13 protein-coding genes are annotated in these 13,101 nt (G+C 61.2%); 11 read left to right on the top strand and 2 right to left on the bottom strand.

The window, feature by feature from the left end; translation table 11 throughout:
• Positions 1-17: 17 nt before the first annotated feature.
• Positions 18-1,013, top strand: a complete 996-nt coding sequence (locus ACQY1J_RS01735; RefSeq protein WP_430249863.1) for an NAD(P)/FAD-dependent oxidoreductase — start codon at positions 18-20, stop codon at positions 1,011-1,013.
• A complete protein-coding gene (locus ACQY1J_RS01730; protein WP_062577910.1) occupies positions 1,010-1,438 on the top strand; it encodes a DUF3429 domain-containing protein in 429 nt (142 codons plus the stop codon). The genes ACQY1J_RS01735 and ACQY1J_RS01730 overlap by 4 nt, the downstream gene beginning before the upstream one ends.
• Before the next feature lie 113 nt (positions 1,439-1,551).
• On the opposite strand, the gene ACQY1J_RS01725 is transcribed toward ACQY1J_RS01730, so the two are convergent.
• The gene (locus ACQY1J_RS01725; RefSeq protein ID WP_430249862.1) at positions 1,552-3,270 is read right to left on the bottom strand and encodes an extracellular solute-binding protein; all 1,719 of its coding nucleotides are present in this window, start codon (positions 3,268-3,270) and stop codon (positions 1,552-1,554) included.
• A gap of 94 nt (positions 3,271-3,364) precedes the next feature.
• Positions 3,365-4,267 carry an NAD(P)-dependent oxidoreductase gene (locus tag ACQY1J_RS01720; protein WP_062459871.1) on the bottom strand — a complete coding sequence of 301 codons (903 nt, stop codon included), beginning with the start codon at positions 4,265-4,267 and terminating at the stop codon, positions 3,365-3,367.
• A 506-nt stretch (positions 4,268-4,773) separates the two neighbouring features.
• Between ACQY1J_RS01720 and ACQY1J_RS01715 the strand changes: the two genes are divergently transcribed.
• The 9 genes from ACQY1J_RS01715 (at position 4,774) to ACQY1J_RS01675 (ending at position 12,870) form a co-directional block, all read left to right on the top strand.
• Positions 4,774-5,847, top strand: coding sequence for a 2,3-butanediol dehydrogenase (locus ACQY1J_RS01715; RefSeq protein WP_430249860.1), 1,074 nt, complete (start codon positions 4,774-4,776; stop codon positions 5,845-5,847).
• A 116-nt stretch (positions 5,848-5,963) separates the two neighbouring features.
• On the top strand, positions 5,964-6,248 hold the full coding sequence (locus tag ACQY1J_RS01710) for a YciI family protein (protein WP_062459867.1): 285 nt from the start codon (positions 5,964-5,966) through the stop codon (positions 6,246-6,248).
• Positions 6,245-7,258, top strand: a complete 1,014-nt coding sequence (locus ACQY1J_RS01705) for a Gfo/Idh/MocA family protein (protein WP_430249859.1) — start codon at positions 6,245-6,247, stop codon at positions 7,256-7,258. Before ACQY1J_RS01710 ends, ACQY1J_RS01705 begins: the two co-directional genes overlap by 4 nt.
• A 22-nt stretch (positions 7,259-7,280) precedes the next feature.
• Entirely contained in the window at positions 7,281-8,264 is a 984-nt protein-coding gene (locus ACQY1J_RS01700; RefSeq protein ID WP_430249857.1) for a zinc-dependent alcohol dehydrogenase, read from the top strand.
• A 4-nt stretch (positions 8,265-8,268) separates the two neighbouring features.
• Positions 8,269-9,327, top strand: a complete 1,059-nt coding sequence (locus ACQY1J_RS01695; RefSeq protein WP_430249855.1) for an SDR family oxidoreductase — start codon at positions 8,269-8,271, stop codon at positions 9,325-9,327.
• Positions 9,328-9,366: 39 nt separating this feature from the next.
• Positions 9,367-10,224 carry an intradiol ring-cleavage dioxygenase gene (locus tag ACQY1J_RS01690; protein ID WP_430249854.1) on the top strand — a complete coding sequence of 286 codons (858 nt, stop codon included), beginning with the start codon at positions 9,367-9,369 and terminating at the stop codon, positions 10,222-10,224.
• A gap of 9 nt (positions 10,225-10,233) precedes the next feature.
• Positions 10,234-11,292 (top strand): maleylacetate reductase, encoded by a 1,059-nt coding sequence (locus ACQY1J_RS01685; RefSeq protein WP_430249853.1) that lies wholly within the window; start codon positions 10,234-10,236, stop codon positions 11,290-11,292.
• A 143-nt stretch (positions 11,293-11,435) separates the two neighbouring features.
• Positions 11,436-11,735, top strand: a complete 300-nt coding sequence (locus ACQY1J_RS01680; RefSeq protein WP_430249852.1) for a Dabb family protein — start codon at positions 11,436-11,438, stop codon at positions 11,733-11,735.
• A 73-nt stretch (positions 11,736-11,808) separates the two neighbouring features.
• Entirely contained in the window at positions 11,809-12,870 is a 1,062-nt protein-coding gene (locus ACQY1J_RS01675; protein ID WP_430249851.1) for a ketopantoate reductase family protein, read from the top strand.
• The last annotated feature ends 231 nt before the right edge of the window (positions 12,871-13,101 follow it).

The following is a 13,101-nucleotide window of genomic DNA, read 5'->3' as shown; positions in this document are numbered from 1 at the left end:
GCCGGAGATCGACAGACATGGCAAGACGAATACGACTGGGCATTGTCGGTGCAGGGATCGCCGGACTGACTCTGGCCAGAGCCATGGCCGACTGTGCCGATGTCAGGATTTTCGAGAAAAGCAGAGGCGTCGGCGGACGGATGGCGACACGGCGAACCGATGCCGTGACTTTTGATCATGGAGCGCAGTATTTCACCATCAGGGACGGACGTTTCCGTGCAGCGCTGGAGACGGCGGAGGCCGACGGAGTGATTCAGCCCTGGACCGGTGCGCTTGCAACGCTGCCCGACGGAAATCTCGCGGCTTTGTCGGGGGGCGACACCACGCGTTATGTCGGGAGCCCTTCGATGAACGCGCTTGCGAAAGCGATGGCGGCAGGCCTTGATATCCAGACCGACGCGCCTGTGGAGGCGATCAGCGGCACGGCGGGTAAGTGGTTCTTGAAAATCGGCGATCGCCGCGAGGGCCCGTTCGACTGGCTGGTTTTAGCGGCGCCAGCCCCACAGTCGGCATTGCTTCTTCCTGACGAGTTTACGCATCACGGGGCGCTGGCAAAAACCCGGATGAATGCCTGCTACACGCTGATGATCCGCCAGACCGAGGATGCAAAGCTTCCCTTTGCTGCCACCCGTGTCGATGATCCGGTCATCGGCTGGATCTCCCGCAACAATTCCAAGCCGGAACGGCCTGACGAGCCCTGTCTAGTGGTCAACGCGACGGCCAAGTGGTCCGACGATCATTTGGAGGAGCCACTGGAAGATGTTCGTCGGACGATGCTGGAGGCGCTCCAGCGCTATATTCCGATCTCCCCAAGTGAGGCTGAGGCTGCAACCATCCATCGTTGGCGCTATGCCAATGTCGATCAGCCGGCCGGACAGGCTTTCCTTCTCGATGATGTGTCCCAATTGGCGGCTTGCGGAGACTGGTGCATCGCAGGGCGGGTCGAGGCAGCGTTCCTCAGCGCCGCGGCCCTTGGCGATGCGCTCAAACAGATCGTAAAGGTAGCGCCATGACAATAACCCCGCGGACCATCTCCACGCTTCTGACCTATTGCGGGGCCCTGCCGTTCTGGCTGCTGGCATTTGCCCCCTCGACCGTTCTCGGTTTTGAAACGGCACCCGCATTCCTGTCCTACGGGGCAGTCATCGCATCCTTTATGGCCGGAGCCCTCTGGGGAAGCGCTCAAACCGGCAGGGGCGACCTGGTGATCATTGTCGCCAGTAACGTGCTGGCTCTCATTGCCTTTGCGACACTGGTTGCCAGTCCTTTGCCGATAGCCCTGCTGGTACAGGTGTTGTTGTTTGCCCTTCTGCTGATCGCCGACCACAGGACCCTTTCTACGGATCCTTCACGGCAGTGGTATTGGAAACTGCGCATTCGGGTGACTGCGCTTGTCGCGCTTGCCTATGGCGTCATGCTTTTCCGCTACGTCTTTTGAACGGGTGGCTGAAACTGCGCTCTCAAGCGTCATCAACTCGATAGGTTGGCGAAGCCGCAGGTATCTCGATGGCATACTGCCGGTGGCCGTCTCAAGACGGCTTCCGTCCTTTTCTAGCTCGCAGGCCCGGTGCGTCGTTTCCCTGAGGCTTTAAGCTCCTGGTTGATCCGATCGGCCGCATCTGCCAATGCTGTCCTGTCTGACTTTGCCCCCGACAATGCGTCATGCACTTCCTCGCCAAGGATCCTTTCGATCGCTGAATATTGCGGAATATTGGGTCGCTGCCAGGTGTGCAGCAGGTTCTTCTTCGCGAGCTGATCGACAAAACGCACGATCGGCGAACTCGCCGCAGCTTCCGGGTCCGCACTCACCGAGAAGCGCGGGGCGATCGGAAAGCCGTTCTTGACATGGGCCTTCATGGCCTCGCGCGACGCCATCCAGGCGATTGCGTCGGCGGCAAGTTCCACCCGGGCTTCGGGCAGATTGGACGGAATGCAGAAAAGGAAACCGCCGATCGGCGAAGCGCGGGTGCCGCCAGGCCCGGAGGGCTGTGGCAGGTACTCGACCCGCCGCTTGACCACGGACTGGACGTCGTACTCGAACCTCGCCGCGCGCATCGTCCAGAAATAGCCGAGACTGGCCTTTCCCTTCATGAACACGTCAAGCGTCTTGTCCCACGCCATGTTGAGAATGCCCGGCGGCGAGATCTCGATCAGGCGCCGCATGAAGTCCAGCGCGGAGAGGGCGGCATCCGACTGGATGGTACAGTGCAGTTCTTCAAGGTTTACGCCCTCCAGCGTAAAGCCCGCCCGAGATTTGCGCAGTGAAATGGTCGGCTGGCCGCAGGCGCCGAGAAAGAACATGAAGCTCGACGCGATCGGCATGCCGCGGGCACCGTCCCAGACTGCGCCATACATGCCGTGCTGCGGTGCGTGGAAATGCCGGCCTGCGGCAAGCACGTCCTCGAACTTTCGCGGGAAATCCAGCCCGGCATCGGCGAACAGGTCCCGCCGGGCGGCGAGGATCTCAATCGTGCAGTAGCCCGGAACGCCATAGTCCTGGCCATCCCAACGGGCCGTCGACCAGATGGAGGGATGGAAGTCGAGCGGGTTGATACCGGTTTTCTGAATGAGGGCATCGAAGGGGCGGATGATGTCCTTTTCGGCAAACTCGCCAAGCCAGGGCATGTTGATGGCGAGAACATCGTAGTCAGAGACCGGTTTGTTGCGATTGTCCAGGATGCGGCGATAGAGATCTGGCAGTGGCAGAAGGTCGAAGTTCTTCTTCGATGCGAGGTTGTTGCGGAAGTCGGCCCACATGTTGCGCATGGACGAGAAGTAGTTGTCGTCGTTGAGGAGGAAGCGCAGTTCGATATGCGACTCGACCCGCTTCTGCACCAGTCGCATGGGCGGGATGATCTGCGAGCCCAACGGGGTCCCGCCAAAGTAATAGTCTTCCTCCTGCTCGCCGCCGCGCAGGCCGAGCGTCTGGGCAAGCAGGGACTTCGTCTTTCCGGCATAAGCCTGGAAGGACTGCAGGAGCTTTTCGCTCGGTTGCAGGGAAAAGGTCTTGGCGCCGGGCCCCTTGGGGACTTTCAAAATGTAGCCGCTGTCCACCATGCGATTGATCAGCCGCATGGAAGTTGCGTAGGGCAGGCCGGATTCCTGGCCGAGCGTTGAGATGGCGACAGTCTGGCTGTGGATATGGGCCTTGATGAGAAAGACCACGATTTTCCAGCCGGGGTCTTCGTCGAATCCGCCGATCACGTCGCCGAAGGGCCGCCGGGTCTTGTCCAGGAACTCAATCACCCGCAGCATTTCGTAGTCGTTCACGTCGGCCCCCCGTCCGTCGCGTCACTAGACGATGTTCGTAGCCATTGCAGCGCCTCTTGGCTAGGCGCTCCAGGTGCTGACGCGAATGTGGTGATTATTTTTCCGCCGGCGGCAGCAGACCCGCGCGGCGTTCGGACTGCTCGAACAGCACAAAGAAGTCCTTTTCAGCCAGCCCTTCCGTAAAGGCGGTCTCGTATTGCTGACGGATCATTGATGCCATGTACATCGGGATATGGTCTGCCCGGGCCGCGTCGAGGATCAGGTCGAAGTCCTTCATCATCTGCGACACCGAAAAAGCCGGATCGAAATTGCGCTGGACCAGAAGGTCACGCTTATAGGCGATCAAAGGCGACGCGACTGCACTTTCGCAAATGACATTGAGCATGGTCTCAACCGAGAGGTTTCCCTTGAGGCCGAGCGTCAGCGCTTCGCCCAGCAGAGCCGATGTGGCGCCCACCAGGGCGTTGAGGACGAGCTTCAGATAGCGGGCCTCCTCGGCCTGGCCGACATAGAAGCGACGCGAGGCAAAGCAACCGAAGATAGGATCGAGGCGTTTGTAGGCGTCTTCCGGACCTGACGCCATAACCGAAAGGGTTCCCGCAGACGCGGTCGCCGTGCTGCCCGAGACCGGTGCGCGCAGGTAATGGACGCCGCATGCGCTCATGGCTTCATTCACTTCGGCGGAGATCGCGGGCGACACAGTGCTCATTTCCACCAGCGTCTGGCCGGTTTTCATGACGCTCGCAAGGCCGCCCTTGCCGAAGATGAGGTCGCGCAAAACGGCGTCGTTGGGAATAGTCAGGATCACGACGTCGGATTTCGCGGCCAGATCCTCAAGCGTGTGGGCGACATTGGCGCCTTCCGCGACGATCGTCGCCCGATTTTCGGGCAAGGGTTCATAGACGTGAAGCCGGTAACCGGCTTCCAGCACCCGGCGGCTCATCGGAGCGCCCATCTTGCCTATGCCAGCCCAGCCGACTGAAATTTCTTCGTTCATTGCGTCCTCCCGTCCCAATCGACAACAGGCTGTGACGGACCACCGATCTGGCCATCGCCTGGGGATCCATACGCCCAGCGCGCGCATCGATCAGCGCGGACCAGACATTTCCTCCCTCCAAAACACTAGGGCGACAGCCTACCGAATGCTCTCTGCAAAATATCCATTCTGGACAAAAGGGGGGCTGTGACAGGTTCCGTTATCTACTAGCCTGAAGTCGGACCGTTCAGCGTTCCGTGGGAGGAACTTAGCTGACAACAAGGATCATGGTGTGCGCGCTGTCGAGCGTCGTTCCCCTGTGGCGTGTGTTTCGCAGGATATGTCGAGGATCGGAGGAGGATCCGCCATGCAAGACGATCATTTCAGAAATTTGGATATTCGCCGCGAGCAAACCTCGGCAATGCGTTGGTGAGGCTACTGCCGCCATGTCGCCTCGTGACATCGGAGATTGGCGGGGCGCGGCTGGCAGCGCAGGCAGATGCAGTTATTTCGGGAAGGACAGTCAGATGAAAGCCGTTCGCTACTACACACAGAAAGACATCCGGGTGGAGGATGTCCCGGCGCCTTCGGGTCCGCTCGGGGACGACATGGTGCTGATCGAGCCGCTGGTCTGTGGCATTTGCGGGACCGACCTGCATGAATACATTGCCGGACCGATCGTCACGCCGAGCACGCCTCATGTCTATTCGGGCGCAACACTGCCACAGATTCTAGGCCACGAATTCTCGGCGCGCGTCCTCGAAGTCGGGCGCAACGTCACGCATGTTTCGCCCGGAACCCGCGTGTCGGTGCAGCCGCTCATCTCCCCACGCGACGACTACTACGGGCGCCGCGGTCAGTATCATCTCAGCGAGAAAATGGCCTGCGTCGGCCTGTCCTGGGACTGGGGCGGCATGGGAGAGCGCGCTGTCGTCAACAGCTACAACGTCTTTCCGGTCCCTGACAGCGTCAGCGACGTTCAGGCGGCGATGATCGAACCGGCGGCGGTCGCGCTCTATGGCGTCGATCGCGGCGGTGTCGAGGCCGGAAGCACGGTTCTCGTTTCCGGTGTCGGGCCGATCGGAGCGCTGGTCCTTCTGGCGACCCGATCGGCCGGTGCGACGACGATCTTCGTTTCCGAACTCAATCCAAACCGCCGCGCGCTGGCTCAGAAGCTGGTCCCGGAGGCGATCGTCTTCGACCCGCGCGAAACGGATACGGAAAGCCTTTTCCGGCAGCATACCGAAGACGGCGTCGGCGTCGATGTGGCGCTCGAATGCGTCGGCGCGGAAGCCTCTCTCAATCTCTGCGTCAAGGCCGTCAAGCGCCGAGGCACGGTCGTCCAGGTCGGCCTGCATGTCAAACCTGCCTCGATCGACGCCATGCTCTGGGCCTTGAAGGACATCACAGTGGAGGCGACGTGGTGCTATCCGGTGACGATCTGGCCACGCATAGCCCAGATGATCGGCGCCGGCATCTTTCCGGTTGAGCAGATTGTGACCGCGCAGATCTCGCCGGAGGATGTGGTCGAGAAGGGTTTCGAGGCTCTGCTCGATCCCAATGCGTCACACATGAAGATTCTGGTCAACATGCAGGGCTGACACCCTGCGCTTGCCGCGGACCGTGACAAGCGCGGCCGCCACGCAGATCCGTCCGACCAAAGGTGATTTGCGGGCGGTCTGCAGCACTTGAAACAGCCTGATCCAAGAGGGTTATCATGCATTACATCGTTCATTGCCTCGACCATCCCGGCGCCGTTGACAAGCGCCTCGCCCATTACGATGCCCATAAGGCCTATCTGGCATCTGCCAAGACAAAGACCGTAATCTCCGGTCCTCTTCTCGCCGACGACAACGAGACGATGATCGGCTCGCTGTTCCTGCTCGAGGCCGACACGAAGGACGAGGTGGTGGCCTTCAACCAGGCAGATCCGTTCAATGCTGCCGGCGTCTGGGCGTCGGTAAACATCCATCCCTTTGCCAAGCGGGTGGACAACCGATGAGCGGCTACGAGGGAAAACCCGTCCAGGCGGCCATTGTCGGCCTTGGCTGGTGGGGCAAGAAAATGGCGACGCTGGTCAATGCGGGAGGTGCTGAAATGCACTTCGTGCATGGCGTCGACCCCAACCCGGCAGAGCAGGGCTTTGCCGCGGAACGGGGCATGCGTTTCTCCTCCGAACTCGGCGAGGCGCTTGCCGATCCTGCGGTCGAGGCGGTGATTTTGGCAACGCCACATTCGCTGCACCAGAGCCAGATCGCGCAGGCGGTTGCCGCCGGCAAGCATGTCTTTTGCGAAAAGCCGCTTGCGATGACCAGGAAGGACGCCGAAGCCTCTGTCGCGCTGTGCGAGAAGGCCGGTCTGGTGCTTGGCATGGGCCACGAGCGCCGCTTTGAACCGCCGATTGCCGAGATCCTTGATGCCGCGGCCACGGGCCGCCTTGGCCGCCTGCTGCAGATCGAAGCCAATTTCAGCCATGACAAGTTCCTGGGGCTCGATCCGTCCAACTGGCGACTCAATGCCGAACAGGCGCCGGCGGGCGGCATGACTGCCACCGGCATCCATCTGACGGACCTCTCCGTCAAGCTGATGGGGCCGGCAAAGGATGTCCGCGTCATCTGCGAAAACCTCGCGTCGGAAATCCCTCAGGGCGACACCATGAGTGCGCATATCCGCTTCAAGTCCGGCGGGTCGGCCTATGTGTCCGCCACACTTGCAACGCCGTTCATCTCGCGCTTTGCGGTGTTCGGCACGCTCGGCTGGATCGAGGTGCGGGACAAAGCGCATGTGGAATCGCCGGATGGGTGGATCGTCACCGAGGGCTGGAAGGGCCAGCCGATCACGACCCGCGAAGTGTCACCGGCCGAGCCGGTCCGGGACAACCTGCGGGCTTTTGCGCGCGCTGTCCGCGGCAGAGAGACCTATCCGATCAGCGGCGAAGAAATGATCGACAATATTGCGCTGCTCGAAGCGATCATCCTGTCTGCCCGCTCGGGCGCAGTCGAGCAACTTTGAGATTGGCTTTGGGAGGAGCATCATGAAAGCCTTGGTATTCGAAGCACAGGACAAGCCTGTCATTGCCGATCTGGCCATGCCGGAAATCTCTGCCAACGAGGTCCTCGTCCGAACCCGTGCCGTCGGCATCTGTCACTCGGATTACGAACTTCTGGCCGGTCGCTACATCATTCCGATCTCCTATCCGGTGACGCCCGGCCACGAGTGGAGCGGCGAGATCGTCGAGGTCGGTCGCAACGTCACGGGCTTCAAGGCGGGAGACCGTGTCGTCGGCGAATGCGTGGTGCGCACGCCCGAGCGGCTTCATCATTTCGGTTTTTCGATAAGCGGCGCCGACCGGGAGTTCTTCGCCGTCAATCCGGAGTGGCTGCATAAGCTGCCGGACGCGGTGGACAACAAGAAGGCGGCGCTGATCGAGCCGTTTACCTGCGGCTTCTATGCGGTGCTGCGGTCCGGCGGCACCAATGCCAGCGAGACGGTCGTCGTCTCCGGCGGCGGAACGATCGGCCTGGTGTCGGCAGCGGCTGCGATTGGCATGGGTGCGCGCGTCATCGTCGTTGATCCGCTCGCAACCCGTCGCGATGTGGCGCTGAAACTCGGCGCAGACGCTGCGATCGATCCATCCGATGGCGGCGCGGCAGATCGGATCCGCGAGATGACCGGTGGTCATGGCGCTGATCTGGTGGTCGAAGCCTCCGGACATGATGCCTCGCTTGCGGCGGCGTTCGACTACGCAAGAGAAGACGGGCGCATGTCGATGGTCGGCATCAACATCGGCCGCAAAGTCCCTGTTGTCATCGGCCAGATCCAGATGAAGAATCTGACGGTCCGGGGCTGTATCGGCTCGCCCGGCGTCTGGCCGGCCGCGATCCGCTTCCTGGAGCGAACGGGCATCGACCTCTCGCCGATCCAGACCCATGACTATGCTCTGACAGATGCGGTGCAAGCCTTTGCCTTTGGCAAGGACGCGACCAAGAGCATCAAGATCACTCTTTTGAATGGATGAGGACATGACACATCACGCTCTCATTGTCGGTGCGACCGGCATTGCCGGCAGCAATCTTGCCGAATATCTGCTGGCCCAAGGCGGCTGGGAGATTTCCGGTCTGTCCCGGTCGCAAAGCCCGATTGCCGCCGTCCGGACCCTGTCCTGCGACCTCACTGACGCTGCTTCCGTCGCTGCCGCCCTCGAGGGTATCCGGCCCACCCATGTGTTCATCACCGCCTGGTCGCGGCAGGAGACGGAAGACGAGAACTGCAATGTGAATGGTGCGATCGTCCGCAACGTTCTCGATGCCCTGCGTGGCCGAGGTGTGAACCATGTCGCCCTCGTTACCGGCACCAAGCATTATCTTGGGCCTTTCGAGAACTATGCGAAAGTCGCGCCGCAGACGCCGTTCCGCGAAGAGCAGGAGCGCCTTCCCAACCAGAACTTCTACTATGTGCAGGAAGACGAGGTCTTTGCGGCGGCAGCCCGCGAAGGGTTCACCTGGTCGGTGCATCGGCCGCACACGCTGATCGGCTATGCGGTCGGTAATGCGATGAACATGGCGGCCACGCTCGGCGTCTATGCCTCCATCTGCAAGGAAACCGGCATGCCCTTCGTGTTTCCGGGATCCTCCGAGCAATGGCAGGCGGCAACCGACGTCACCGATGCGCGCATCCTCGCCAATCAACTGGCCTGGGCGTCGACGACGCCGGCCGCAGCCAACACGGCGTTCAACGTGGTCAATGGCGATGTCTTCCGCTGGAAGTGGCTCTGGCCGCGCATCGCTGCCTATTTCGGCATCGAAGCTGCGGACTATCCGGGCTCTCCTCAGCCGCTCGAGACGAAGATGGCCGATGCCGCGCCCATCTGGGATGCGCTCGTGAAGAAGCACGGGCTGAAGGAGAATGCGCTCTCGCGCGTGGCCTCCTTCTGGCACACAGATGCCGACCTCGGCCGGCAGGTGGAGACGTTCAACGACATGGCCCGCAGCCGCAAGGCAGGCTTCCTCGCCTACCAGGACACGACAGAATCCTTCACGGACGCGTTCGATCGTCTGCGCGCCGACCGGATCATTCCGTAATGACAGGACCACGCGACCAGCAAGGGAGATCGACAGGCCATGGCTGACATCGGTTACTTTACGGAGACGAACTCGGTCGATACCGTCAATGCGCGCATGGGCGCTGACGTTGATCCGCGCCTTGCGCACGTGATGGCGAGCCTCGTGAAGCATCTGCATGACTTCGCCCTGGACGTCCAGCTGACCCAGGACGAGTGGGAAACGGCGATCGGGTTTCTCACGCGCACCGGCCAGATCTGCACGCCGGAGCGGCAGGAGTTCATTCTTCTCTCCGATACGCTCGGTCTGTCGATGCTGGTGGATGCTATCAATAACCGCCGGCCCGAGGGTGCCACGGAAAACACCGTGTTCGGCCCGTTCCATGTCGAAGGCGCGCCGGTGCGGGAGATGGGCGACGAGATCTGTCGGGATGGTAAGGGCGAGAGCTGCCTGTTCCTCGGCCGTGTGCTTGATCTTGAGGGCAAGCCAATCGAGGGGGCGCGGATCGACGTGTGGTCCGACAATGCCGACGGCTACTATGACGTCCAGCAGCCCGACATTCAGCCGAAATGGAACAATCGCGGCGTGTTCGTCACCGGGGCCGATGGACATTACAGCTTCATTGGCATCAAGCCGGTGTCCTACCCCATTCCCGACGACGGCCCTGTGGGGGAGATGCTGGCGCATCTGGGACGGCATCCTTATCGCCCAGCGCATATGCATTACATGGTGCGTGCCGAAGGCTACCAGAAACTGGTGACGCATACGTTTGTCGGCGGTGATGCGTATCTCGAGTCCGACGCGGTGTTTGGCGTCAAGTCGACCCTTGTGGCACCGTTCGACCGTATGGAAGATGGCGAGACGCTGTGGCGTTCGGAGTTCGATTTCACCCTCGTGCGACCTGACCAGTCAAGATAGGAGCCAGGCTTGGACAATTTCATCTATAATGGAAATCCGGCCCGCGTGATTTTCGGGCGTGGAACGATCTCTCGCCTGGCGGAAGAGGCCGAGCGATTGTCGGCCGACCGGGTGCTGGTGCTTTCAACGCCCGAACAGGCAGACCAGGCGCAAGGGATTGCAGAGGTTCTGGGATCGCGCTTTGCCGGGCTGTATTCCAAGGCGCAGATGCATACGCCGGTCGACGTGACGGCCGATGCTTTGCGTGAGGTCGAGCGCCTGGGGGCCAATGCGGTTCTGTCGATCGGCGGCGGGTCCACGACAGGGCTTGGTAAAGCGATCGCCTTTCGCACCGACCTTCCGCAGATCGTCGTGCCGACGACCTATGCCGGGTCTGAAGCGACGCCCATTCTGGGTGAGACGGAGAATGGCCGTAAGGTGACGAAATCCGACCCGCGCATCCTTCCCGAGGTCATCGTCTACGACGTGGACCTCACTCTCACCCTGCCGGTTGCCATGTCGGTGACAAGCGGCATCAATGCCGTGGCGCATGCGGTGGAAGCGCTTTATGCCCGCGAGGCCAACCCGATTGTTTCGCTGATGGCGGAGCAGGGGATTGCCGCGATTGCCCGCGCGCTCCCCATCATTGCCCGTCGCCCGGATAATCCGGATGCCAGGGCGGACGCGCTCTATGGGGCCTGGCTCTGTGGCGTGTGCCTTGGATCCGTCGGCATGGCGTTGCACCACAAGCTTTGCCACACGCTCGGCGGCATGTTCAACCTGCCGCACGCCCCCATGCATACGGCCCTTCTGCCGCATGCGGTCGCTTATAACGCACCGGCCGCGCCGGAAGCCATGGCGCGTATTGCGCAGGCGCTCGGCGCAAAGGATGCGGCAACGGGGCTGTTTGATTTGGCTCAAGGACTAGGGGCTTCGATGGCTCTTAAAACTATGGGCATGCCGGACGACGGCATCGATCCTGCCGTCGAGCAGGCCATGGCCAACGCCTATTGGAACCCGCGAGTGCTGGAAAAGGATGGTTTGCGCCAGCTCCTGGCCGGGGCTTACGAGGGCCAGCGACCAGAATAACGTCTTATGATGAACGGCCCTTGGGAGGGGGTAGCGATGAGCAAGTGGCTTAGTGAATACTGGCAGGTGATATCGGATTGGCTTCGTGAACTGGGCGCGGCCCACGTCGTGGACGACGGCTCATCCGAGCGAAAAGACAAGCCATGATCAGGCACATCGTCATGTGGAACGTGCGCGGCGAGACGCCCGAGGAAAAACTCGCCTCTGCGCATCTGATCAAGACCAAATTCGAAGGCCTCAAAGGACAGATCCCCGGTTTGAGTACAATTGAGGTGGGGTTGGACATCAGCCGCATCTCCTATGCCTGCGACGTAGTTCTCTACTCCGAGTTCGACGACGAAGCCGCTCTCAAACTTTACGCGGACCATCCGGCGCACGCGAAGGTGCGGGCCGAGCTCGAGGGCATCCGGATCGCCCGCCATCAGGTCGATTATATCTGCTGACCACACGTGTCGCCTGACCGCGCGATAAGCGCTGCGCGGCCCCCGCCTTCATGCCCTTCTAGGAGACCATCGCATGACCTCCCATTCCAGCAAGACGCCGAGAATTGCTTTTCTCGGAACCGGCGCTCAGGGCGCTTCGATCGGGGCGGACTTCGTTCTCGCCGGTCATGACGTGACCTTCATCGAGCAATGGCCCGACCATGTGAACGCGATCCGTGCGAATGGCATCACCGTCAATCTGCCGAGCCGGACGATCAACGCCAGGGTCAAGGCCTTGCATCTCTGCGAAGTCGCGGAGATCAAGGAGCCGTTCGATCTCGTCTTCCTGGTGGTCAAAGCCTACGACACGAAATGGGCGACCCAGCTGATCCAGCCGGTGCTGGCCGAGGACGGCCTTGTGATCGGCCTCCAAAACGGCATGACCCACGAGGACATTGCGGCCATCGTAGGGCGGGAGCGGACTATCGGCGCCGTCATCGAAATCGCTTCCAACATGTTCGTACCCGGCGTCACCAACCGGCAGAACGACCACGATACCTCCTGGTTTGCGCTCGGCGCCCTAGACCCGCAGACCCAGGAGAGGGTGGAGTCGGTGGCCGACCTGCTGCGCTGCACCGGGACCGTCGAGGTGACGGATGATATCCGCTCCGCCAAATGGATGAAGCTCGTCGTCAACGCCGCCGAACTTATTCCGTCTGCCATCGTCAACCTGCCGCTCGGCGATGCAGCCCGCAGCCCGGGAATGCTAGAGGTGATGCGAGCTGCCGGATATGAGGCTATGCAGGCGGCGATTGCCGATGGCGCAAAGATTGTCCCGATCATCGGCATGCCACCAGTCACCACCAACCATCCGGAACGCTACGTCGATCAGATCTTCGAGGAAGTGCTCACCGTCTTCTCGCAAGCCGATACGCTCACGACCTCGCTGCAGGACTGGCGGAAGGGCCGGCGAGCCGAGATCCAGGAGGTCAACGGCTGGGTCATCGACACGCTGAAAGCGCATGGCCGGACGGCCCCGATCAATCAGCGGGTCGTAGACCTGGCCTATGAGATCGAGGCGGACACGCTTGAGGCGAAGCCAGAAAACGCCGCTTTGCTGATCGAAACCTATGCGGCCGGCATCCCGGCGGGCTGAGGGTGCACTGATATGTTTCCCGTCTCGAATACACTTATCCAAAGCGGATATTTTCAGGGTTTTCGTAGTCTTTAAAATACATACAGTTGATCGGAAGGAGTTCGGAGGAGAGAATTTCCTGACGTATTTGAAGCGCCGGATTGCGTACTTGATTTAGCAAGAGACGCTGACCGGCCAGAGTGACAAATTCTTGGAGGAGCAAGAATTTGGGCAATCCGCAAATCATCGTGC

Source organism: Neorhizobium sp. DAR64860/K0K1 (assembly GCF_050500205.1).
GTDB classification, from domain to species: Bacteria; Pseudomonadota; Alphaproteobacteria; order Rhizobiales; family Rhizobiaceae; genus Neorhizobium; species Neorhizobium soli.
The sequence above is the reverse complement of the archived record's forward strand: the minus strand, read 5'-3'. Positions and strand labels throughout refer to the sequence as shown.

Bases quoted from the DNA above. Each gene is read 5' to 3' on its own strand.
- ACQY1J_RS01735 (WP_430249863.1), top strand. From the start codon at position 18: ATGGCAAGACGAATACGACTGGGCATTGTCGGTGCAGGGATCGCCGGA.
- ACQY1J_RS01730 (WP_062577910.1), top strand. From the start codon at position 1,010: ATGACAATAACCCCGCGGACCATCTCCACGCTTCTGACCTATTGCGGG.
- ACQY1J_RS01720 (WP_062459871.1), bottom strand. From the start codon at position 4,267: ATGAACGAAGAAATTTCAGTCGGCTGGGCTGGCATAGGCAAGATGGGC.
- ACQY1J_RS01715 (WP_430249860.1), top strand. From the start codon at position 4,774: ATGAAAGCCGTTCGCTACTACACACAGAAAGACATCCGGGTGGAGGAT.
- ACQY1J_RS01710 (WP_062459867.1), top strand. From the start codon at position 5,964: ATGCATTACATCGTTCATTGCCTCGACCATCCCGGCGCCGTTGACAAG.
- ACQY1J_RS01705 (WP_430249859.1), top strand. From the start codon at position 6,245: ATGAGCGGCTACGAGGGAAAACCCGTCCAGGCGGCCATTGTCGGCCTT.
- ACQY1J_RS01700 (WP_430249857.1), top strand. From the start codon at position 7,281: ATGAAAGCCTTGGTATTCGAAGCACAGGACAAGCCTGTCATTGCCGAT.
- ACQY1J_RS01695 (WP_430249855.1), top strand. From the start codon at position 8,269: ATGACACATCACGCTCTCATTGTCGGTGCGACCGGCATTGCCGGCAGC.
- ACQY1J_RS01690 (WP_430249854.1), top strand. From the start codon at position 9,367: ATGGCTGACATCGGTTACTTTACGGAGACGAACTCGGTCGATACCGTC.
- ACQY1J_RS01680 (WP_430249852.1), top strand. From the start codon at position 11,436: ATGATCAGGCACATCGTCATGTGGAACGTGCGCGGCGAGACGCCCGAG.
- ACQY1J_RS01675 (WP_430249851.1), top strand. From the start codon at position 11,809: ATGACCTCCCATTCCAGCAAGACGCCGAGAATTGCTTTTCTCGGAACC.